We start from the raw sequence: 21243 nt of genomic DNA on the forward strand, positions 1-21243 counted from the left end.
GGCGGGGCATGTTGGTTTCGGGAGGCGCCATCATCGGAAGCCGACCTCAGCGCGTGGCCGGGTGGTGCTCGGCCCAGTGGCGGGCGATATCCACGCGGCGGGTGACCCAGACCCGGTCGTGGGACTCGATATGGTCGAGGAAGCGCTGCAGGGCGCGGAAGCGGCCCGGGCGACCCAGCAGGCGGCAGTGCATGCCGATGGAGAGCATCTTCGGCGCCTCCTCGCCCTCCGCGTAGAGCACGTCGAAGGCGTCACGCAGGTAGCTGAAGAAGTGGTCCCCGGTGTTGAAGCCCTGGGGCGTGGCGAAGCGCATGTCGTTGGTGTCCAGGGTGTAGGGCACCACCAGGTGGGAGCGGGCCTCGCCCTGGCTGTCGCGCTCGGTGGTCCAGAACGGCAGGTCATCGCCGTAGTAGTCGCTGTCGTAGAGGAAGGAGCCCTCGTCGAGCACCAGGCGACGGGTGTTGGGGCTGTCGCGGCCGGTATACCAGCCCAGCGGCTTCTCGCCGTAGAGGCTCTGGAAGATCTCGATGGCGCGCTGCATGTGCTCGCGCTCGACGCTCTCCGGGACGTTCTGGTAGTGGATCCAGCGCAGGCCGTGGCAAGCGATCTCGTGACCCAGTTCCTTGAAGGCGTGGGCCACTTCCGGGTGGCGCTCCAGGGCCATGGCGACGCCGAACACGGTCAGCGGCAGGCCACGGCGCTCGAACTCCTTGAGGATGCGCCAGACGCCGGCCCGCGACCCGTACTCGTAGATCGACTCCATGCTCAGGTGACGCTCCGGGTAGGCCTCGGCACCGACGATCTCGGAGAGGAACTTCTCGGAGTGGCTATCGCCGTGCAGCACGCAGTTCTCGCCGCCCTCTTCGTAGTTGAGGACGAACTGCACGGCGATCCTGGCCTTGCCGGGCCAGTTGGCATGCACCGGGTCACGGCCGTAGCCGATCAGGTCACGGGGATAGTCGCGGTTAGGCGTAACGCTCATGGCTGACCTTCCTGATTGTTCTGCGTCGGCTCGACCTCCGGGGGACAGAAGCGAGCAACAGTTTATGTATACAATACGAAGATAGAGTGTATCCAGCGGCCTTGCAAGTCCCGAGGGGACTATCTCTGGGCCCCCAGATGCATCAGGGCCAGGGACTGGGCCAGGGCGGCATCGAAGGCGTCCAGCAAGCGGCCCCCCTCGGGCGCCGACAGCTCCCGGGCCAAGCCGGCGAAGGCCGCCCCACCGATGATCACCACCGAGGGGGAGCAGCGCGCTTCCAACCCGGCCAAGGCCTCGGCGACCCGCGTCCGGGCCTCGTCCCGCTGGGCGGGCAGCGCCAGGTCGTCGATCACCACCGGCACGATCTCCAGGCAATGATGGGAGACGCCCAGGGCATGCAGGCGCTCCTCGATCATCCGCGGCCAGCGCGCCCCCGGCGTGATGATGGCGAAGCGCTCTCCCAGCTGCAGGGCGCTGAGCACCGAGGCCTCCAGCATGCCCAGCACCGGCACCGGGCTGATCTCGCGCACCGCGTCCAGCCCCGGCTCACCGAAGCAGGCCAGCAGGATGGCCTCCACCTCCACGCCGCTCCTGGCCAGCCGCGCCTCGACCCGACTTACCGTGCTGGCCGCGGTCAGCGCGCAGTCCCGCCGTGAACCGATATAGGGCACCCCCTCCTCGGCGGTCTCCTCGATGACCGTGACCGACTCGCCCAGCCAGTGCCGGGCGCGATCGGCCATGACCGCGGTCATGGCGGCATTGCTATTGCCGTTGAGCAGCAGCAGGCGCATCGCACTCTCCTCTTCTTTCATGCCGGTGGCTCGCCGATCACGTCTCGGATAGCCCCTGTTAAGGATTGGCCTTTGTATACAAAAAATTCAAGCACTTTTTTCCTCCTATCCTTCATTCCTCGGGATATGGCCGACTAACCCCCGATCGCTGCCGACGGTGGGCAACTGAGAACATTGGATACAATCAAGTGTATACATGACGTCGGAAATACGGTCGACATCCTCGAAAAAACCGGGTGGTTGCGACTTAAGTCTAGTCTAGAAATTTCGAATAATAATTAGAAAACAATATACAAGACGTTGTTTCACAATGATTAATCCAGGTAAAAAGCCATATCGTCTTTTCTCTTGCGGTTAGGCCAAGGCGAATCTATTTTGTGTACAAAACAAGATTTCCTTGTTCACACGCAGCGGAGAGCTCCCCATGCGGCTACGCCTGATCAACCCCAATACCACCGCCGGCATGACCGCCACCATCGGTGAGGCGGCGACGCGCATCGCCGCCCCGGGCACCCATATCGTCGCCACCCAGCCCGATGCCGGGCCGGTCTCCATCGAGAGTCACTTCGACGAGGCGGTGGCCGCGGTGGGTGTCCAGGAGGAGGTGCTGGCCGGCGAGCGAGAGGGTACCGATGCCTATATCATCGCCTGCTTCGGCGACCCGGGGCTGCTGGCGGCCCGCGAGCTGACCCGGGCCCCGGTGGTCGGCATCGCCGAGGCGGCCTTTCATATGGCCAGCCTGATCAGCACCCGCTTCTCGGTGGTCACCACCCTGGGGCGCACCGCCATCATCGCCGAGCACCTGCTGGCCCAGTATGGCTTCGCCCATCACTGCCGCCGGGTGCGGGCGGCGGAGATTCCGGTGCTCGACCTGGAGGAGGACGGCGACGCCGCCGTGGCACGCATCATCGACGAAAGCCGTCGGGCCAAGGCGGAGGATGGCATCGGCGCCATCGTGCTGGGCTGTGGTGGCATGGCGGACCTGACCGCCGAGATCACCGAGGCCGTGGGCCTGCCGGTGGTGGAGGGCGTCACCGCAGCGGTCAAGCTGGCCGAGGCCCTGGTCGGGCTGGGACTGGGCACCAGCAAGCATGGCGACCTGGCCTTCCCGCGGCCCAAGGCCTTCACCGGTCGTTTCGAACACTTCTCGAACCTGGCCCCCGGCCGCTGACCGGCTCGCTTCCGGTCACGCCACATCACCCATAACCACAAGACGCCCCAGGCGCACGCCAGACGCAAGCGACCATCGGACGACTGTCCGGCAATAACCACAAGTCAAGCAGACACTTGCGAGGACACCACCATGACCGATCCCACTCCCCACGGTACGGCTCCACAGGTCAGTGCGGCACCTTCGGGGGCCATCCCGGGCAGCGCTTCCCAGACCAAGGCCCCTGGCCAGGAATCCCTGGCGCCCCAGCAGACCCGCATCATGGGGCGCGCCTCCTACTTCCTGGCCTGGTTCGGCGGCTGCGTCTCCATCGGCACCTTCGCCATGGGCTCCAGCGTCGTGGGTACCCTGAACCTGATCCAGGCCACGGTGGCCATCGCCATCGGCTGCTTCGTGATCGGTATCGCCCTGGCGCTGAATGGCGCCGCCGGCTACAAGTACGGCATTCCCTTCATGGTCCAGGCCCGCAGCGCCTTCGGCTTCGCCGGCACCCGCCTGCCGGGCCTGGTACGGGCGGTGCCGGCCATCGTCTGGTACGGCTTCCAGAGCTGGATCGGTGCCGGCGCCCTGAACATGGTCTCGGCGACCCTGTTCGGTTTCGACAACCTGATCTTCTACTTCATCACCTTCCAGTTCCTGCAGATCGGCCTGTCGGTGATGGGCTTCCAGGGCATCAAGTGGCTGGAGAACATCGGCAGTGCCTTTATCCTCGCCTCGCTGACCTACATGTTCTATGCCACGGTGCAGCGCTACGGCGACGAGCTCTCCGCCAACCTGCTGACCATGGAAGGCTCCTGGGGCCTGCCCTTCTGGGGCGCCACCATGCTCTTCCTGGGCATCTACAGCACCATGATGCTCAACGTCAGCGACTATGCTCGCGAGCACAAGCACGGCACCGGCCCGGGCATCCTGACCACCATCTACGCCATGTCGATCCTGCCCTGCACCCTCTTCATGGGCCTGATCGGCTTCATGGTCTCCGAGGCCACCGGTACCGCCGATCCCATCCAGGTGTTCGCCAACGCCGTGGACAACACCCCGCTGCTGATGACCACCCTGCTGTTCATCGCCTTCGCTCAGGTCACCACCAACGTGCTCAACAACGTGGTACCGCCGACCTATGTGCTGATGGACGTGTTCAAGCTGAAGTTCCCGGTGGCCACCGTGATCGTGGGGCTGCTGGCCTTCGCCACCTTCCCCTGGAAGCTGGTGCAGCCCGACTCCGCCGCCGGCCTGCAGCTCTTCGTGCAGACCTACTCCGCCTTCCTCGGCCCGATCTTCGCGGTACTGGTGGTGGACTACTACCTGATCCGCGGCCGCACCCTCGACCTGGCCAAGCTGTATGACGAGACCGGGCCCTACCGGGGCGTCAACTATGCGGCCCTGATCGCCACCCTGGTGGGCATCGCCGCCGCCCTGACCTTCTCCGCGGTCTCCTGGTACGCCAGCCTGATCCCCGCCGGCGTCACCTACTACCTGCTGATGCAGCACTGGGCCCCCTGCCAGCGCTTCCGCCAGTAAACGCCTTCCCCGACTTCCGCCCGGCCAGCGCCGGGCGGCACCCCCACCAATAACGACAATGGTGACATCGATGAAAGAGAGCGATCTGGATATCCAGACGATCGACCCGACCCTCTATAACGAGGATCTGGCTCCACTCAAGCACAAGGATCGCAACTGGGGCGCCTTCGAGATCTTCAATGTGTGGTCCAACGACATCCAGAGCCTGTTCGGCTACACCCTGGCGGCCTCGCTGTTCCTCGCCTATGGGCTGAATGGCTGGGCGGTGATGGCGGCGATCATCCTGGCCGGGGTGATCGTGATGTTCCTGGTCAACCTGACCGGCAAGCCCAGCGTCAAGTACGGCATCCCCTTCCCGGTCATGGTGCGCGCCAGCATGGGGGTACGCGGCGCCAACCTGCCGGCCATGCTGCGCGCCATCATCGGCATCTTCTGGTACGGGGTGCAGACCTACTTCGCCTCCACCGCGGTGGCCCTGCTGCTGGTGGCGCTGTTCGGTGCCGGCAACGGCGGCACCTTCCTGGGCCTCTCCGGGGTCGCCTGGCTGGCCTTCGTGATCGTCTGGCTGTTCCAGATCGCGATCTTCTGGCAGGGCATCGAGCGCATCAAGCACTTCCTCAACTGGGCCGGCCCGCTGGTCTATGTGGTGATGGTGGTGCTGATGATCGTGGTCTGGTACCAGGCCGGCAGCGACCTGCTGCCCGCGGTGGGCACCATCTTCAGCGCCGATGGCGAGCGCAGTGGCAGTGCCCTGGCGGCCTTCCTGGCCATCGTCGGCACCATGGTGGCCTACTTCGCCGCGGTGGTGATCAACTTCGGTGACTTCACCCGCTTCGTGAAGAGCGAGCGCCAGATGAAGCTCGGCAACCTGCTGGGTCTGCCGCTGAACGTGGCCTTCTTCTCCTTCATCGCCCTGATCATCACCGCCGGCACCCTGGTGCTGTTCGGCGAGGCCCTGACCAACCCGGCGGATATCGTCGAGCGGGTCGACTCCCTGCCGCTGACCATCGTCGCCGCCCTGACCTTCTTCGCCGCCACCGTGGGCATCAACCTGGTGGCCAACTTCATCCCGCCGGCCTATGACCTGGCCAACCTCTTCCCCAGCAAGATCAGCTTCAAGGTGGGTGGCCTGATCACCGCCGGGGTGGCCTTCTTCGTGGGGGCGCTGTGGGTCTCGGTGATCAGCCAGATCGGCGTGCCGGGCTTCGTCAACGCCCTCGGCGCCATCGTCGCCCCCTTCTACGGGATCATCGTGGTGGACTACTACCTGATCAAGCGCCAGCACCTGAACATGCAGGACCTCTTCTCCTCCAAGGAGGGCACCACCTACTACTACCTCAAGGGCTGGAACAAGCGCGCCCTGCTCGCCTTCGGCGGCGCGGCCCTGTTCTCGATCTCCACCGTGATCGTGCCGGCACTCAGTGACCTCAATGGCTATGGCTGGCTGATGGGCGCCGCCCTCGGCGGGCTCTTCTACTATGGCCTGATGCGTCAGTTCCGGGTCGCCCCGGCCCTTGCCGGCGCCTGATTCCACCACCCCGCAACGACACGGGCCCCGGGCAATGCTGCCCGGGGCCCGTGTCGTTGAAGATAACGCGGCCTTAGCCGGAGAAGATCTGGTGCAGATCGGGCGCCTCCTCCTCCGCCTCGGTGATCGACAGGGAGGCTTCGATGGCCTTGAGATGACGACTCATAAAGGCCGCGGCGCGCTCGCCGTTGCCCTCCTCCAGGAAGCGAATCAGGTCATCATGATCGTGGGACTCGCACCCCAGGTGGCCGGTGTTGCCATAGACCGCCAGGATCAGCGAGGAACGCGAGCAGAGACGGCCGACGAACTCGGCCAGGGTGGCGTTGCCGGAGAGCCGCGCCAGGCGCTCGTGAAAGGCCGCGGAGAGCTTGATGGCCGCACTCTGTTCACCGGCGCGCAGCGCCTCGCGTTCCCGGCGGGCCATGTCGCGCAGGCCACGCAGGTCGGCGGCGGTGATGCGCCGCGCCACCTCGGGCATCAGGCCGCACTCCACCATCTGCCGGGCATCGAAGACGTCCTTGGCCTCGTCGGCGGTGGGCCGGGTCACGCTGGCCCCGCGCCGCGGGGTCAGGGTCACCAGTTGTTCCAGGGCCAGGCGCTGGAGGATCTTGCGGATGCCGGTGCGGCTGACGCCGAATACCTCGGCCAGGGCGTCCTCGCGCAGCCTGGCACCAGGCTTGAGGCGGTGCTCGATGATGGCATCGCTGATATGACGATAGATGGCATCGTGGCGCTCGGCACCATCGCCGTTCTTGCCCAGGCGCCGCTTGGGGCGCTCCGCGGCCGGCATCGGTTTGTGTTCCGTCATGGTCGGCAACTCTCCAGATCGACTGCCCATCATCCAGGCCATTGTATACGCTTTCGTTGCCCAGAGACGACAGGGCCCGCCAGGGGCGGGCCACCGTCTTGCTCTTGCGATGAGAGGCGCAAGCTTCCTTGCGCCGGGCTCGCTCAGTCGCGCCAGGCGGCGATCACCTCGCGCTCCTCGTCGGTCATCTGGGTCATGTTGCCCAGCGGCATGTAGTTGCTGGCCACGACCTGGCGAATCTGCGCCGCACCATTGAGGATGCTGGTTTCGCTGTCATAGGCGACCCCGGCCGGGGCGGCGGCGAAGCTGGGATGGCTCGGCTCCCGGGAGTGGCAGGTCACGCAGCGATCATTGATGATCGCGGCCACTTCCTCGATGGCGGGCCCTTCGCCCTCGACCACCTCACCGGCCGGACTGCTGGCCGGGGCACCGATCCAGATGCTGATCAGGATCAGCACCACCCCCGCCGCCGGGTAGGCCGGCTTGATCTGGCCGGAGTGCATCAGCACGAAGAACTGGCGAATCAGGGCACCGGCGAAGATGAACAGCACCATCAGCACCCAAGCCAGCTCATGGGCGTAGAGGAAGGAGTAGTGGTTGCTGATCATCAGCAGCACGACGGGCAGGGTGAAGTAGGTGTTATGCACCGAGCGCTGCTTGCCGCGCTTGCCGTCGATGGGGTTCGGGGTCTCGCCGGCCTTGAGCGCCTTCACCATGCGGCGCTGGCCGGGGATGATCCAGAAGAAGACGTTGGCGGACATGGCGGTGGCCATCACCGCCCCGGTCAGCAGGAAGGCGGCGCGACCGGAGAAGATATGCACGCTCAGGTAGGCGACCACCACCATCATCACCGCCACGGCGATACTCAGCACGCCGTCACGTTCCATGTTGGGGCTGATGCGCTTGCACAGCTCGTTGTAGACCACCCAGCCGCCGAGCAGGAAGACCAGTGCCATGACATTGGCCTGCCAGCCGGTCATGTTGGCGGCCCACTCCCAGGGACTGTTGGGATTGACCAGGTAGAAGCTGGGATTGGCCATGTAGAGCAGGGCGAAGAGCGCGAAGCCCGACAGCCAGGTGGTATAGGACTTCCAGAACGACCAGTGCAGGTCGTCGGGGAGCTTTTCCGGGCTCGTAGCGTACTTCTGGTTGTGATAGAAGCCGCCGCCATGCACGGCCCACATCTCGCCGAACACGCCTTTCTTGCGGCAGGCCTCGTCCTTGGGCGTCTTCAGCCCGTTATCCAGCATCACGAAGTAGATCGATTCACCGATCCAGGCGATCGCCGCGATGACGTGGAGCCATCGCAGCAGCATATTGGCAAATTCGAGGAGGTACGCGTCCATAACTCAGCGCTCGCTTTGTACGGTTGTTGTGAGTCGTTTCAGGGGAACCGACCGGGATCAGCTGCCCCGGTAGGTGGAGAAGCTGTAGGGCGCCAGCAGCAGCGGCACATGGTAGTGCTCGTCCGCGTTGGCGACGCCGAAGCGCAGCGGAATGCGGTCCAGGAAGCGCGGCTTGGGACCGGCCACGCCTTCGCGGTCCAGGTAGTCACCGGCATGGAAAAGCAGCTCATATTCGCCCACGGTTAGGGCATCGCCCTCGAGGATGGGGGCATCGCAGCGGCCATCGTCGTTGGTCACGGCCTCGCCGATACGCACCCGTTCGTCGCCTTCGATGCGGAAGACCTCGATGCGAATACCGTGGCCCGGCCGGCCCTTGGCAGAGTCCAAGACGTGAGTGGTTACGCGTCCCATGTGTCTCTCCTGTTGTCGTCATGGCACCGCGGGGCGGCGCGGGTAAGGAAAAGGCCGAGGCTCGGCAAGCGTGCCCTCGCCGGAAACCGGCCCAAACTCTATGGTTACAGTTTTAGCCTCAAATGGAGTACATTTCAAAGAGTTTTTGTATACAGTAGATGTAGCGTATCATGGGCCCTCTGCCTCCCAAGGAGAAAACAATGAGCGACAAGACCCTGCACCCCCGCCCCAGCAGCATGGACCGCGCCACCTTCGTGGCCCAGTTCGGCGAGATCTACGAGCACTCCCCCTGGGTCGCCGAACTGACCTGGGAGGCCGGCCTCGGCGCCGAGCAGGACACCCCCGAGGGCCTGGCCGCGGCCATGGGCAAGGTGCTCGACGAGGCCAGCCCCGAGCGTCAGCTGGAAGTGGTGCGCGCCCACCCGGACCTGGCCGGCAAGGCGGCCCTGGCCGGCGAGCTCACCGACGACTCCACCAGCGAGCAGGCCGGTGCCGGCCTCGACCAGTGCACCCCCGAGGAGCTGGCCCGCTTCGAGCGTCTCAACAACGCCTACAAGGAGCGCTTCGGCTTCCCCTTCGTGATGGCCGTCAAGGGCAGCAACCGCCACCTGATCCTCGCCGCCTTCGAGGAGCGCCTGGAGAACAGTGCCGAAGAAGAGCGCCGCACCGTGGTAGAACAGATCAACCGCATCGCCCTCTTCCGCCTCCAGGCCCGCGCCGAGCAGCAGTGAGGCGATGGCGCCGCTCGCGAGGTTTAGTGGAAGGGGTTTCCGTTACCACGACAGAGCGGCGCCGAGGGTGTATCCTAGGCGCCATCGCAGTTGGGTGACGGAGAACGAGGCGTGACCGAGAGCAAACGCAAGACGGTGGGACGGCCGGCCGGAAGCGGCAAGAGCAGCGGCGGACACAGCCAGTCGCTGGTGCGCGGCCTCAATATCCTCGAGGGGCTGGCCGCCGCCCCCATGGGCCTGGCGCTGTCCGACATCGCCCAGATCGTCGGCCTGGCCCCCTCCACCACCCACCGGCTGCTCCAGGCCCTGCATCAGCAGGGCTTTATCACCCAGGACACCGAGCTGGGGCTGTGGAAGGTGGGGGTCAAGACCTTCCAGATCGGCAACACCTTCCTGGAGGCCCGCGACTTCGTGGCCACCGCCCGCCCCTTCCTGCGCCGCCTCACCGAGGAGAGCGGCGAGTCCGCCAACCTGGGCATCCGCGACGACGGCATGGCGGTCTTCCTGGCCCAGAGCGAGTCACCGCAGATGATGCGCATGATCACCCGCCTCGGCTCCCGGGCGCCCATGCACGCCTCCGGCGTCGGCAAGGCCCTGCTGGCCTGGCTGCCGGACAAGGAAGTGGAGCGCATCCTCCAGGCCCGCGGCCTGCCCCGGGTCACCGCCAGCACCATCGATACCCCGGCGCGGCTGCGCGAGGCCCTGGCCGAGATTCGTCGCCAGGGCTACGCCTGCGATCGGGAAGAGCACGCGGTGGGCCTGCACTGCGTGGCGGCCACCATCCACGACGAACAGGGCAATGCCCTGGCCGGCATCTCGGTCTCCGGCCCGGTGGCGCGGATTCCCGAATCGCGCCTGGCGGAGCTCGGCGGCCTGGTCAGCCGCGCGGCGCGGGAGATTACCGCGCAAATTGGCGGCAAGCAGCCCAGCCCCGAGGCGTTTTAACTCCGGCCCCTCCAACCAAAAGGCCGACCCTCTCGAGGGTCGGCCTTTTTGCCGTCTAGGTTTCGGGAGAGCGGCTAGTAGAGTAGTTGCGGCAGGAAGAGCACGATCCCCGGGAATACCAGCACCAGCAGCGCCCGTGCCATGCCGGCGAACCAGAAGGGCGTCACCCCGCGGAAGATGGTCCCCGTGGAGACGTCCGGCAACACCGCCCGCAACACGAAGACGTTCATTCCCACCGGCGGCGTGATCAGGCTGATCTCGATGACGATCACCACCAGGATGCCGAACCACACCAGATCGAAGCCCAGCCCCGCCACCACCGGGAAGAACACCGGCACGGTGAGCAGCATCATCGACATGCTCTCGAAGACGCAGCCCAGCAGCACATAGATCGCCAGGATCACCAGGATCACCACGAAGGGCGCCACATTGAGGCCGTTGACGAAGGCCAGCAGGTCGTTGGGCAACCCCGCCCGGTTGATGAAGTTGGCGAAGATCAACGCCGTCAGCACCACCGCGAAGAGCATCGCCGTGGTGCGCACCGTGTCCATCAGCACGTTCATCACCACCTGGGGCGTCAGCGCCCGGCGCAGCAGGGCGATCACGAAGGCGCCCATGGCGCCGATGCCCGCCGCCTCGGTGGGGGTGAACACGCCGAGGTAGATGCCGCCGATCACCAGCACGAAGAGCGCCAGGGTGCTACCCACGCTCTTCAGGGCGGCAAAGCGCTCCGCCCAGGGCACCCGCTCCGCCGCCGGCCCGGCGCTGGGGTCACGCCACAGCACCCACTTCACCGCCAGCAGGTAGAGCACGATGCCGAGGACCCCGGGGATAAAGCCCGCCGCGAACAGCTCGCGGATGCTGGTCTCGGTGAGAATGCCGTAGATCACCAGCATCACGCTGGGCGGAATCAGGATCCCCAGGGTGCCCCCGGCGGCGATCGACGCCGAGGCCAGGGAGTCGTGGTAACCGTATTTGCGCATCTGCGGCATGGCCACCCGCCCCATGGTGGCGGCGGTGGCCAGGCTCGAGCCGCAGATGGCACTGAAGCCGCCGCAGGCGACGATGGTGGCCATCGCCTGACCGCCCTTGCGGTGCCCCAGGAAGCCGTTGGAGGCCCGGAACAGGGCATCCGAGAGCCCCGCATGGGAGACGAAGTTGCCCATCAGGATAAACAGCGGGATCACCGACAGGCCGTAGTCCATGGCGGTATCCACCACCCGCCGGGCGGCCATCGCCTCGGCGGCGTTCCAGTTACCGGTCAGGTAGTAGAAGCCCAGGAAGCCGACGATGCCCATGGCGAAGGCCAGCGGCAGGCGCAAAAAGACCAGCAGCAGCAGCGCCGCGAAACCGTAGAGTGCCTCGATCATGCCTTGTCCTCCGGGGGCGTCTCGCGCTCGGGGCTGAGCGGCCCGCCGCGCTCGATCACCCTGAGCCCCTCGAGCAGGTAGCCCAGGGCGCGCAGGGCCAGCAGCAGCGCCGAGAGGCCCAGCATCAGCGCCATCAGGTAAATCAGGTAGCCGAGCGGCAGCCGCAGGAACTCGGTGACGTCGCCCCAGGCGAAGGCCCGCTCGCCCAGCGCCCAGACCCGCCGGGTCATCACCCACAGGGCCGCGCAACAGACGCCATTGACCACCAGCTGGCGGAACCAGATCAGGCCCCTGGGGAAGACCGCATCGAGCAGGTCGACGCTGATATGCGCCTCCCGCCAGCACACCACCGGCAGCGACAGGAAGACCACCGCCGCCAGCATCAGCTGGGTCAGCTCCACGGTGCCGAGGATGGGGTTATTGAAGAAGTAGCGGCCGGTGACATCGGCGGTGGTCAGCAGCATCAGGGCGAAGAGGGTGGCGCCCGCCACCCCCTCCAGGCCTCGCTGCATCACCAGACCGAGCCGCGCGGCGCGGGTCGCCAGGGTCTGCATGGGTAGCTCCGCTTATTCGGCCGGCACGATGGTGTCCGGCACCAGGGCGGCCACGCCCTCTTCCTCGGCGGCGGCGGCCAGCTGCTCGCGGAAGAAGGCAATGGCGGCCTGGGCATCGACGCCACGGCTAGTGGTGACCGTCTCGGCCCAGTCGTCGACCAGGGTCTCGCTGATACCGCGCAGGGTCTCCAGGTCCTCGCCGTTGAGTTCGGTGAAGGTGTGCCCCTGCGCTTCGGCGAAGGCGACGCCACGCACGTCCACGGTATCGAACATATAACCGAAGAGGCGGGAGAGACGCTCGCCGGAGACCGCCTCGATGGCCTCGCGATCCTCCGCGGAGATCTGGTCCCAGATCATCGGATTGACCACGATGGTGAAGCTGCCGCGATAGAAGCCGCCGTCCACCTTGAGGGTGTAGGGGAAGACCTCGGCGACGCGGAAGCTGCGCAGGCCTTCCGGCACCAGCATGGCACCGTCGATGACGCCCTGGGAGCCCGCCTCGTAGACGCCGGTGGGCGGCAGGGCCACGCCGGTCAGCTCCAGGGCATTGGAGAGGTCACCCATCACGCCGCCACCGACGCGAATGCGCTTGGCGCGCAGGTCGTCCAGGGTCTCGTACTGTTCACGGCTGAAGATCCAGCCCGGGCCGTGCACGCCCGCGGCCACCACCTCGACGCCCCGATGCTCGCCGGCATCGGCCAGGTACTCCTGGTGGGTGCGCCAGTAGGCGGCGGAAGCATGCTCGGAGGAGAAGTCCTCGAAGGTGGGGAATTCGGGCAGCTTGGTCAGCTCGAAGCGACCGGTGTTATAGCCATGGAAGACCCAGGTGGCATCGGCGATGCCGTCGGCCACCATCTCCATCTGGGAGGCGGGCGGCCCCATGTCGTGGACCACGTCGAGGGTCACTCGACCTTCGGTGGCCTCCTCGATCCAGGCCTTCCAGGTGGGCCAGACGATGGTGTTGATGCCATGGTTGGGGCCGGCCCAGGTGCTGACGGTGATGGTGGTCTGGGCCAGGGCCGAGGTGCTCAGGGACGCGGCGGCCAGGGCGCCGATCATCAGGCTGGCGGTCTTCTTGTACATGGTCACTCCCTCCGTCGCCACCGGGTGGCGGCATGATTTGCTGTTGTTAGCTAGGGTGCGGACGAGGCCGCAAAGCGATACATTTTTTTGTATTTTTATCGATAGAAAGAAACACGTTGTGCATACAATGCCCGGCAGAGCCCCGCCGGCGCAATGGCGTCGCGACAAATGGCTAATAAGACATAGGTCTAAGCGGAGAAAAATCCTTTACTTTCAATGTATTGACAATCTTGTAGCAAGCAAACAAGTAGTCGAGAAGCCATCATCGGAAAGCGCACGAAATAGCTGATATCGCCACCAACATCCTGTCATGCAGAAATATAATCCAAACAAAATGCTAATATTTAGCCAGTTTCTTTGTGTCGCTTCCTAAACCCAAACAGGAAGGCTCCCACCAGGCCACGACTCATCTGGCCCTCCCCGCCGCGCTCGCCCAGCCATCGACGCCCCGACCACATCAACCACGAAATCGCCTCACGGCGGCGTCAGGCGGTATCGATTTCTTGCTGGGCTTTGTCTGAAAAGTCGGCGAGCGAAGGTCAGACAAGGCAAAAATCGGCGAAAAGACGGAGTTTACGCGGTGTAAATGAGTACTTTGATCGGACTCGCGCACGAGCCGGTTTTTAACGCCGTATGGCCGAGCACAGCCAGTTTTCGGACATAGCCTAGGTCATACGCGCCAGCTGCCTCTCTAACTTACCCATCGCATTGAACAGGTCGCGATACTCCCCGGCGCCGAGGGTCGCCACCAGCTCCGCCTCCCAGGCGCGGGCCTGGGGCACCAGCTCCGCCAGTAGCGCCTCCCCCGCCGCGGTCAGCCTCAGGTAGTGCAGACGCTGATCGCTGGTGCAGGGGGTACGACGGATCAGGCCCCGCGCCTCCAGGGCCTGCACCGCCCGGGAGACCCGGGCCTTGTCCATCTGGGTCGCCTCGCGGATCCGGGTGGCCGTGAGTACGTCGCGATGACTGAGCCAGGCCAGCACCCGCCACTGGGAGACATTGAGCCCGTAGCGCGACTCGTACTGGCGCGCCAGGGCCTGACTGATGCGTTCCGCCAGGCTATTCAACCGGTAGGGCAGGAACTGCCCCAGGTCCAGCTCCGCCTTCGCCGGCGGCACCTCACGAGACGACCCGACACTCATCACGCCTCCTTCACAGGACCGCTGGCACAGGAAAGGCGGCGCCGGCACGCATCCCCGCCGATGGCGGCCAGAGGGAGGCGCTGCATGGCAATGCCTCCCGGCCCTTAATGGGCCACAACCCGGGAAGCGATGCCCTCGGCCTCGGCGGCCTCGGCGAGTTGCTCATGGAAGTGCGCCAGGGCCACCTCTGCCTCGACGCCGCGGCGGGCCACGTCCGCGGACCAGGAGGTGATCAGCTCCGCGGTGATCTCCTGAAGCCGGGCGATATCGCTCTCGCCCAGGGCCTGGGTGACCTGACCGCTCTCTTCGCCGAAGGCCACGCCGCGCTCGTCGGAGATATCCATCATGTAGCCGAACAGCCGCGAGAGGTGCTCGCCGGAGACCGCCTCGATGGCCGCGCGGTCTTCCGGGGAAACCCGATCCCAGAAGGCCGGGTTGACCACGATGGCGAAGCTGCCGCGGTAGAAGCCGCCATCCACCGTCAGGGTATGGGGCGCCACCTCGGCGACCCGGAAGCTACGCAGGCTCTCCAGGGTCAGCATGGCGCCATCCACCACGCCCTGGGAGGCCGCCTCGTAGACGCCGGTGGGCGGCAGGGCCACGCCGGTGACGCCCAGGGCCTCCGCCAGGCCGCTCATCACCCCGCCGCCGACCCGCAGGCGCTTGCCCGCCAGCCCATCGAGATCGGCCACGGCATCGCGAGTAAAGACCTGCCCCGGGCCATGCACCCCCATGGCCACCACGTCCACGCCGCGATGCTCGTTGGCCTGGGCCAGATGGGCCTGATGGGTGTGCCAGTAGGCGGCGGCGGCGTCCTCGGAGGAGAAGGGCTCGAAGGTGGGGAATTCCGGCAACTGGGTGGCCAGGAAACGGCCGGCCATATGGGCATGGAAGATCCAGCTGGCATCGGCGATGCCGTCGGCCACGATATCCATCTGGGAGGCAGGGGGGCCCATGTCGTGGACCACCTCCAGGGTCACCCGCCCCTCGGTAGCCTCCTCGATCCAGGCCTGCCAGGTGGGCCAGACGATGGTGTTGACACCGTGGTTGGGGCCTCCCCAGGTGCTGACGGTGAGGGTGGTCTGGGCCTGAGTCTGGGCCAAGGCAGGGGCGCTCAGGCAGAGGGCGGCGGCGGCCCCCAGCAACAGGCGAGTGGCGTGATGCATGGTCGAGTTCCTTGTCGTCGGACCGATGCGCGGCATCGGCATCATTGTTATGCGTTATCGCCGACACCTTGCCCGCCAATTGATCTCTTGCGCAACTACTTGCCGGTGAGAAATGGACTAGACTTAAGTCTGATCGCCAATTAAGCCACTGATTTGACATGAGTCATGGCGAGAATCGGTCGATGAAGACGACGGAGGGCGCGAAGCCGGCTGGACAACAAGTTTCAATAGAAACTATTATCCCGACACACCAACGACAAGGCGCCGCCCCTGCGCCCCCCCGACCGAGCGGAGGAACCATGAGCAAGAAGTTCGCATCCCACGCCGATACCGAAGAGAAGCAGGTCAGCTTCACCCAGCTCGCCGACGGCCTCTACGCCTACACCGCCGAGGGCGACCCCAACACCGGCATCATCATCGGCGACGACAGCGTCATGGTGGTGGACACCCAGGCCACCCCGATCATGGCCCAGGACGTGATCCGCCGGATCCGCGAAATCACCGACCTGCCCATCAAGCATGTGGTGATGAGCCACTACCATGCGGTGCGGGTGCTGGGTGCCTCCGCCTACGAGGCCGAGAACATCTACGCCAGCCGCAATACCTACGACCTGATCGTGGAGCGCGGCCAGCAGGACTACGAATCCGAGGTGGGCCGCTTCCCGCGCCTCTTCCAGGGCGTCGATTCGGTACCGGGCCTGACCTGGCCGAACATCGTCTTCGAGCGCGAGCTGACCGTCTTCATGGGCAGCCGCGAGGTGCGCATCATGCACCTGGGCAAGGGCCACACCAAGGGCGACACCGTGGTCTGGCTGCCCAAGGAGAAGGTGCTCTTCTCCGGCGACCAGGTGGAGTACGGCGCCACCCCCTACAGCGGCGACGCCTACCACGAGGAGTGGCCGGCCACCCTCGACAAGCTGCTGGCCCTCGAGCCCGAGCAGCTGGTGCCGGGTCGCGGCGACGCCCTGACCACCCCGGAGAAGTGCCGCGAGGCCATCGAGGGCACCCGCGACTTCCTGCTGACCATGTACAACAGCGTCAAGGCGGGCAAGGCCGCCGGCAAGTCGCTCTCCGAGTGCTATGCCGAGACCTACGCGCTGATGAAGCCCAAGTACGGCCACTGGGTGATCTTCGATCACTGCCTGCCCTTCGATATCACCCGTTGCTATGACGAGGCCGGTGGCGAGTACCCGGACCCGCGCATCTGGACCGCCGAGCGCGACCAGCAGATGTGGCACTCCCTGCAGGAAGTGGTCGAGAACCAGTAACCCCCCGCGCTCGCTGACCCCAGGACACCCCCGCGGCCCGGTAACGGGTCGCGGTCGGAGGAGCCATGCCGAATACCTACAAGAATCCCGTCTACCCTTACCGCCGGCCGCCGGAGCTGGACCGGGCCGAGATTCGCCACTGCCCGGTGGTGATCATCGGTGGCGGCCCCTCGGGGCTGGCCGCGGCCATCGACCTGGCCCAGCAGGGCATCGATAGTGTGCTGCTGGACGACAACAACACCGTCAGCGTCGGTTCCCGGGCCATCTGCTTCGCCAAGCGCACCCTGGAGATCATGGATCGCCTCGGTTGCGCCCAGCCCATGCTCGACAAGGGCGTCACCTGGCAGCTCGGAAAGGTCTTCTTCCAGGAGCGCCAGGTCTATGAGTTCAACCTGTTGCCGGAGGATGGCCACCGGGTACCGGCCTTTATCAACCTGCAGCAGTACTACTTCGAGGAGTACCTGGTCGAGCGCACCGAGGCCTTCCCCGAGCGCATCGACCTGCGCTGGAAGCACCAGGTGATCGAGGTCGACAGCCAGGCCGAGCGCACCCTGGTGACGGTGCGCACCGAGGATGGCGACTACCGCCTGGCCTGCGACTACCTGCTGGTGGCCGATGGCGCCAACAGCCGCATCCGCGACATGCTGGGCCTGGAATGCCAGGGCCAGGTGTTCCAGGACCGCTTCCTGATCGCCGACGTGGTGATGAAGGCGGACTTCCCCACCGAGCGCTGGTTCTGGTTCGACCCGCCCTTCCACCCCAATCAGTCGGTGCTGCTGCACAAGCAGCCAGACAACGTCTGGCGCATCGACTTCCAGCTGGGCTGGGAGGCCGACCCGGAAGAAGAGAAGAAGGAAGCGAACATCCGCCCCCGGGTGCAGGCCATGCTCGGCGACGACGTGGAGTTCGAGCTGGAGTGGGCCAGCGTCTACACCTTCCGCTGCCGCAAGATGGACAGCTTCATCCACCGGCGGGTCTTCTTCATGGGCGACGCCGCCCACCAGGTCTCGCCCTTCGGCGCCCGAGGCGCCAACGGCGCCATCCAGAGCGTGGAGAACCTGACCTGGAAGCTGGCCCGGGTGCTCAAGGGCCAGGCGCCCGCGGCGCTGCTCGCCACCTATGACGACGAGCGCCAGCACGGGGCGGCGGAGAACATCCTCAACTCCACCCGGGCCACCGATTTCATCACCCCCAAGAGCCGCGTCAGCCGCCTCTTCCGGGACACCACCCTGGAGCTGGCCGAGCACTACGACTTCGCCCGCACCCTGGTCAACAGCGGTCGCCTGTCGATGCCCTGCCGCTACGATGGCTCGCCCCTCAATGGCGACGACGCCGCGGGCCTGCCCGTCGAGCTGCGCCCGGGCAGCCCCGCCAAGGACGCGCCGGTGCGCCTGGCCGGCGAAGACGCCTGGCTGCTCAACCAGTTGGGGGATCGTTTCGTGCTGCTGCTGGATGCCCGGGAGGCTGGCCCGGCCGGCCGCGCCGCCGAACTGCAAGCCCTGCTGGATCGCCAGCCGGACCTCGACCTGCTGCTGCTGGGGCCGGCCCCACAGGCCCTGGCCGATTTGCCGCGTTGCCGCCAGATCGAGGACGCCCAGGGGCTGGTGGCCAGCCGCTACGGCCTGACCCCGGGAGCCGGCTACCTGCTGCGTCCCGACCAACACGTCGCCGCCCGCTGGCCCGAGTGTCGCGTCGAGGCGGTGGAGCACGCCCTGGCCACGGCCCTGGGCCAGCACCTGACCGCCGCGGAGGTGACCCATGTCACGGCTTAATCTTGCCCCCAATTTCAGCGACCCAGATGCCTTCTACGCGGCGCTCACCGCACTCCACCGGGAGCGCAGCGACGAGGAGAGCGAGCGCATCAATGCTCGCCTGATCCTGCTGCTGGCCAACCATGTCGGCAACCAAGCGGTGCTGGAGGAGGCGCTGCACATCGCCGCCGCACCGGCACCCCAGGAACGGTAATTTCGAGAGGATATCACCATGACCGCCCCAACCCTGGAATACCAGAGTGGTTTCCGTAACCACTTCGCCAGCGAGGCGCTGCCCGGGGCCCTGCCCCAGGGCCAGAACTCGCCCCAGCGCTGCCCCTATGGCCTCTACGCGGAGCAGTTCACCGGCTCGGCCTTCACCTCGCCGCGCCACCAGAACCTGCGCTCCTGGCTCTACCGCATCCGCCCCTCGGTGGCCCAGTCCGCCTACCGGCCGCTGGACGACGCCCGGGTCGCCACCGCCCCCCTGGCCAGGCCCGCCGCCGACCCCAACCAGATGCGCTGGGACCCCATGCCGCTGCCCGAGGCCGCCACCGACTTCCTCGACGGCCTGCTCAGCGTGGCGGTCAATGGCGACGCCGGCACCCAGGCCGGCTGCGGCGTGCACCTCTACGCCATCAACCGGGACATGGTGGAGCGCTTCTTCTATAACGCCGACGGCGAGCTGCTGATCGTGCCCCAGCTCGGCACCCTGCGCCTGCGCACCGAGTTTGGCGAGCTCGAGGTGGCCTCCGGCGAGATCGCCGCCATCCCCCGGGGCGTCAAGTTCCAGGTGCGCCTGGGCGACGGCATCGACGCCGCCCGCGGCTACGTCTGCGAGAACTATGGCGCGCCCTTCGAGCTGCCGGGGCTCGGGCCCATCGGCGCCAACGGCCTGGCCAACCCCCGCGACTTCCTGAGCCCGGTGGCGGCCTACGAGGACGTGCAGGGCGACTTCGAGCTGGTGGCCAAGTTCTCCGGCCGCTTCTGGTCGGCCCGCCTGGATCACTCGCCTCTGGACGTGGTGGCCTGGCACGGTAACGTGGCCCCCTACAAGTACGACCTGGCCACCTTCAACACCATCAACACCGTGAGCTTCGACCACCCGGACCCGTCAATCTTCACCGTCTTGACCTCCCCCTCCGACACCCCGGGGATGGCCAATATCGACTTCGTGATCTTCCCGCCGCGCTGGATGGTGGCCGAGAACACCTTCCGCCCGCCCTACTTCCATCGCAACCTGATGAGCGAGTTCATGGGCCTGATCCACGGCGAGTACGACGCCAAGGCGGAGGGCTTCCTGCCCGGCGGCGCCAGCCTGCACAACTGCATGTCGCCCCATGGCCCGGACGCCGAGACCTTCGAGAAGGCCAGCGAGTGCGAGCTGACGCCCCAGTACCAGGGCGCCACCATGGCCTTTATGTTCGAGAGCCGCTACGTCTATCATCCCACCGAAGCGGCGCTGAACGCGGACTTCCGCCAGCGCGACTATGTGGATGTGTGGGCCGGCATGAAGAGCCATTTCGACCCCGAGAATCGCTAGGAAAACACCGATTTATTGCTGCGCTCGCGGCATAAATCAGCGCCTCCTAGGCTTGGTACAAACACTCAGCCCGACTCCCTGACGACAAAGGATTACCCAGATGAAACTTGCCAGCCTCAACAAGGGCCGCGACGGCGAACTGATCGTCGTCTCCCGTGACCTCAAGCGCGCCGTCAAGGTGCCGCAGATCGCCGCCACCCTGCAGCAGGCCATCGAGCAGTGGGAGACCCTGGCGCCCCAGCTGCAGCACGTCTACGACGCCCTCAACGGCGGCCAGGCCGAGAATGCCTTCGACCTGGACATGGCCAAGCTGCACTCGCCGCTGCCCCGGGCCTACCACTGGGCCGACGGTTCCGCCTACCTGAACCACGTCAAGCTGGTGCGCCAGGCGCGTAACGCCGAGATGCCCGAGACCTTCTGGACCGACCCGCTGATGTACCAGGGCGGCAGCGACCGCTTTATCGCTCCCACCGAGGACATCGAGGCGGTGAGCGAGTCCCACGGCATCGACTTCGAGGGCGAGATCGCCGTCATCACCGACGACGTGCCCATGGAGGTGACCCCGGAGCAGGCCGCCGGCCATATCAAGCTGATCATGCTGGTCAACGACGTCAGCCTGCGCGGCCTGATCCCCGGCGAGCTGGCCAAGGGCTTCGGCTTCTATCAGGCCAAGCCCGCCTCCAGCTTCTCGCCGATCTGCGTCACCCCCGACGAGCTGGGCGACACCTGGAAGGAGGGTCGCGTCCATCGGCCGCTGACCGTGCACCTCAACGGCGAGAAGTTCGGCGAGCCGGAGGCCGGCCCCGACATGATCTTCGGCTTCCCGGAGCTGGTGGCCCATGCCGCCAAGACCCGCTACCTGGGCGCCGGCACCGTGATCGGCTCCGGCACCGTCTCCAACCCGGACGCCGAGGGCGGCCCCGGCAAGCCGGTAGCCGACGGCGGCGTGGGCTACAGCTGCCTGGCCGAGGTGCGCATGGTCGAGCAGATCCTGCATGGCCAGGTGAAGACGCCCTTCATGCGCTTCGGCGACCGGGTGCGCATCGAGATGTTCGACCGCGACGGCAACAGTATCTTCGGCGCCATCGACCAGCAGGTGGTCGAGTACAAGCCCCACTAAGGCGAGGAGGCA

At 66.2% G+C, this 21243-nt stretch carries 20 protein-coding genes; 10 read left to right on the plus strand and 10 right to left on the minus strand.

The window, feature by feature from the left end; all coding sequences use genetic code 11:
* Positions 1-46: 46 nt before the first annotated feature.
* Entirely contained in the window at positions 47-982 is a 936-nt protein-coding gene (puuE, locus tag IHD13_RS07595; RefSeq protein WP_195860440.1) for an allantoinase PuuE, read from the minus strand.
* 119 nt (positions 983-1101) lie between these two features.
* Positions 1102-1794, minus strand: a complete 693-nt coding sequence (locus IHD13_RS07600; RefSeq protein WP_195860441.1) for an aspartate/glutamate racemase family protein — start codon at positions 1792-1794, stop codon at positions 1102-1104.
* Between the two features lie 403 nt (positions 1795-2197).
* Here IHD13_RS07600 and IHD13_RS07605 point away from each other — a divergent pair, with 403 nt between their 5' ends.
* From IHD13_RS07605 to IHD13_RS07615, 3 genes are all read left to right on the plus strand, one after another.
* On the plus strand, positions 2198-2944 hold the full coding sequence (locus tag IHD13_RS07605) for an aspartate/glutamate racemase family protein (protein ID WP_195860442.1): 747 nt from the start codon (positions 2198-2200) through the stop codon (positions 2942-2944).
* Positions 2945-3076: 132 nt separating this feature from the next.
* Positions 3077-4465 carry an NCS1 family transporter gene (locus tag IHD13_RS07610; RefSeq protein WP_230086193.1) on the plus strand — a complete coding sequence of 463 codons (1389 nt, stop codon included), beginning with the start codon at positions 3077-3079 and terminating at the stop codon, positions 4463-4465.
* Between the two features lie 70 nt (positions 4466-4535).
* Positions 4536-5993, plus strand: a complete 1458-nt coding sequence (locus IHD13_RS07615; protein WP_195860443.1) for an NCS1 family nucleobase:cation symporter-1 — start codon at positions 4536-4538, stop codon at positions 5991-5993.
* Positions 5994-6066: 73 nt separating this feature from the next.
* Here the strand turns inward: IHD13_RS07615 and IHD13_RS07620 are convergent, their stop codons facing one another.
* The 3 genes from IHD13_RS07620 to uraH form a co-directional block, all read right to left on the minus strand.
* Positions 6067-6783 (minus strand): GntR family transcriptional regulator, encoded by a 717-nt coding sequence (locus IHD13_RS07620; protein WP_195860504.1) that lies wholly within the window; start codon positions 6781-6783, stop codon positions 6067-6069.
* A gap of 161 nt (positions 6784-6944) precedes the next feature.
* On the minus strand, positions 6945-8147 hold the full coding sequence (locus IHD13_RS07625; RefSeq protein ID WP_195860444.1) for a urate hydroxylase PuuD: 1203 nt from the start codon (positions 8145-8147) through the stop codon (positions 6945-6947).
* Positions 8148-8204: 57 nt separating this feature from the next.
* Complete coding sequence (gene uraH / locus IHD13_RS07630; protein ID WP_195860445.1) at positions 8205-8558, minus strand: hydroxyisourate hydrolase; 354 nt, start codon at positions 8556-8558, stop codon at positions 8205-8207.
* A gap of 200 nt (positions 8559-8758) precedes the next feature.
* Here uraH and uraD point away from each other — a divergent pair, with 200 nt between their 5' ends.
* Together uraD and IHD13_RS07640 are read left to right on the plus strand one after the other, a co-directional pair.
* Positions 8759-9289 (plus strand): 2-oxo-4-hydroxy-4-carboxy-5-ureidoimidazoline decarboxylase, encoded by a 531-nt coding sequence (gene uraD, locus IHD13_RS07635; RefSeq protein WP_195860446.1) that lies wholly within the window; start codon positions 8759-8761, stop codon positions 9287-9289.
* A 111-nt stretch (positions 9290-9400) separates the two neighbouring features.
* Entirely contained in the window at positions 9401-10234 is an 834-nt protein-coding gene (locus IHD13_RS07640) for an IclR family transcriptional regulator (RefSeq protein ID WP_195860447.1), read from the plus strand.
* A 74-nt stretch (positions 10235-10308) separates the two neighbouring features.
* Here IHD13_RS07640 and IHD13_RS07645 read toward each other — a convergent pair whose 3' ends face one another.
* The 5 genes from IHD13_RS07645 to IHD13_RS07665 form a co-directional block, all read right to left on the minus strand.
* On the minus strand, positions 10309-11604 hold the full coding sequence (locus tag IHD13_RS07645) for a TRAP transporter large permease (RefSeq protein WP_195860448.1): 1296 nt from the start codon (positions 11602-11604) through the stop codon (positions 10309-10311).
* Positions 11601-12158, minus strand: coding sequence for a TRAP transporter small permease (locus IHD13_RS07650; protein WP_195860449.1), 558 nt, complete (start codon positions 12156-12158; stop codon positions 11601-11603). Before IHD13_RS07650 ends, IHD13_RS07645 begins: the two co-directional genes overlap by 4 nt.
* 12 nt (positions 12159-12170) lie before the next feature.
* Complete coding sequence (locus IHD13_RS07655; protein ID WP_195860450.1) at positions 12171-13241, minus strand: TRAP transporter substrate-binding protein; 1071 nt, start codon at positions 13239-13241, stop codon at positions 12171-12173.
* Between the two features lie 665 nt (positions 13242-13906).
* On the minus strand, positions 13907-14383 hold the full coding sequence (locus IHD13_RS07660; RefSeq protein WP_195860451.1) for a MarR family winged helix-turn-helix transcriptional regulator: 477 nt from the start codon (positions 14381-14383) through the stop codon (positions 13907-13909).
* Between the two features lie 104 nt (positions 14384-14487).
* Positions 14488-15549 (minus strand): TRAP transporter substrate-binding protein, encoded by a 1062-nt coding sequence (locus tag IHD13_RS07665; RefSeq protein WP_195860452.1) that lies wholly within the window; start codon positions 15547-15549, stop codon positions 14488-14490.
* A gap of 299 nt (positions 15550-15848) precedes the next feature.
* On the opposite strand from IHD13_RS07665, the gene IHD13_RS07670 reads away from it, so the two are divergent.
* From IHD13_RS07670 to IHD13_RS07690, 5 genes are all read left to right on the plus strand, one after another.
* Positions 15849-16817, plus strand: a complete 969-nt coding sequence (locus tag IHD13_RS07670; protein WP_195860453.1) for an MBL fold metallo-hydrolase — start codon at positions 15849-15851, stop codon at positions 16815-16817.
* 65 nt (positions 16818-16882) lie between these two features.
* Entirely contained in the window at positions 16883-18589 is a 1707-nt protein-coding gene (locus tag IHD13_RS07675; protein ID WP_195860454.1) for an FAD-dependent oxidoreductase, read from the plus strand.
* Positions 18576-18782: a DUF2783 domain-containing protein gene (locus IHD13_RS07680; protein WP_195860455.1), complete on the plus strand. Its 207-nt coding sequence runs from the start codon at positions 18576-18578 to the stop codon at positions 18780-18782. The genes IHD13_RS07675 and IHD13_RS07680 overlap by 14 nt, the downstream gene beginning before the upstream one ends.
* An 18-nt stretch (positions 18783-18800) precedes the next feature.
* Entirely contained in the window at positions 18801-20111 is a 1311-nt protein-coding gene (gene hmgA, locus IHD13_RS07685) for a homogentisate 1,2-dioxygenase (protein ID WP_195860456.1), read from the plus strand.
* A gap of 100 nt (positions 20112-20211) precedes the next feature.
* Entirely contained in the window at positions 20212-21231 is a 1020-nt protein-coding gene (locus tag IHD13_RS07690; RefSeq protein WP_195860457.1) for a fumarylacetoacetate hydrolase family protein, read from the plus strand.
* Positions 21232-21243 lie beyond the last annotated feature (12 nt).

It is taken from the genome of Halomonas sp. 328 (genome assembly GCF_015645095.1).
Lineage (GTDB): Bacteria > Pseudomonadota > Gammaproteobacteria > Pseudomonadales > Halomonadaceae > Bisbaumannia.

Excerpts from the sequence above, each read along its gene's own strand:
- puuE (WP_195860440.1), bottom strand. The coding sequence starts at position 982 with ATGAGCGTTACGCCTAACCGCGACTATCCCCGTGACCTGATCGGCTAC.
- IHD13_RS07600 (WP_195860441.1), bottom strand. The coding sequence starts at position 1,794 with ATGAAAGAAGAGGAGAGTGCGATGCGCCTGCTGCTGCTCAACGGCAAT.
- IHD13_RS07605 (WP_195860442.1), top strand. The coding sequence starts at position 2,198 with ATGCGGCTACGCCTGATCAACCCCAATACCACCGCCGGCATGACCGCC.
- IHD13_RS07610 (WP_230086193.1), top strand. The coding sequence starts at position 3,077 with ATGACCGATCCCACTCCCCACGGTACGGCTCCACAGGTCAGTGCGGCA.
- IHD13_RS07615 (WP_195860443.1), top strand. The coding sequence starts at position 4,536 with ATGAAAGAGAGCGATCTGGATATCCAGACGATCGACCCGACCCTCTAT.
- IHD13_RS07620 (WP_195860504.1), bottom strand. The coding sequence starts at position 6,783 with ATGCCGGCCGCGGAGCGCCCCAAGCGGCGCCTGGGCAAGAACGGCGAT.
- IHD13_RS07625 (WP_195860444.1), bottom strand. The coding sequence starts at position 8,147 with ATGGACGCGTACCTCCTCGAATTTGCCAATATGCTGCTGCGATGGCTC.
- uraH (WP_195860445.1), bottom strand. The coding sequence starts at position 8,558 with ATGGGACGCGTAACCACTCACGTCTTGGACTCTGCCAAGGGCCGGCCG.
- uraD (WP_195860446.1), top strand. The coding sequence starts at position 8,759 with ATGAGCGACAAGACCCTGCACCCCCGCCCCAGCAGCATGGACCGCGCC.
- IHD13_RS07645 (WP_195860448.1), bottom strand. The coding sequence starts at position 11,604 with ATGATCGAGGCACTCTACGGTTTCGCGGCGCTGCTGCTGCTGGTCTTT.
- IHD13_RS07650 (WP_195860449.1), bottom strand. The coding sequence starts at position 12,158 with ATGCAGACCCTGGCGACCCGCGCCGCGCGGCTCGGTCTGGTGATGCAG.
- IHD13_RS07655 (WP_195860450.1), bottom strand. The coding sequence starts at position 13,241 with ATGTACAAGAAGACCGCCAGCCTGATGATCGGCGCCCTGGCCGCCGCG.
- IHD13_RS07660 (WP_195860451.1), bottom strand. The coding sequence starts at position 14,383 with ATGAGTGTCGGGTCGTCTCGTGAGGTGCCGCCGGCGAAGGCGGAGCTG.
- IHD13_RS07665 (WP_195860452.1), bottom strand. The coding sequence starts at position 15,549 with ATGCATCACGCCACTCGCCTGTTGCTGGGGGCCGCCGCCGCCCTCTGC.
- IHD13_RS07670 (WP_195860453.1), top strand. The coding sequence starts at position 15,849 with ATGAGCAAGAAGTTCGCATCCCACGCCGATACCGAAGAGAAGCAGGTC.
- IHD13_RS07675 (WP_195860454.1), top strand. The coding sequence starts at position 16,883 with ATGCCGAATACCTACAAGAATCCCGTCTACCCTTACCGCCGGCCGCCG.
- IHD13_RS07680 (WP_195860455.1), top strand. The coding sequence starts at position 18,576 with ATGTCACGGCTTAATCTTGCCCCCAATTTCAGCGACCCAGATGCCTTC.
- hmgA (WP_195860456.1), top strand. The coding sequence starts at position 18,801 with ATGACCGCCCCAACCCTGGAATACCAGAGTGGTTTCCGTAACCACTTC.
- IHD13_RS07690 (WP_195860457.1), top strand. The coding sequence starts at position 20,212 with ATGAAACTTGCCAGCCTCAACAAGGGCCGCGACGGCGAACTGATCGTC.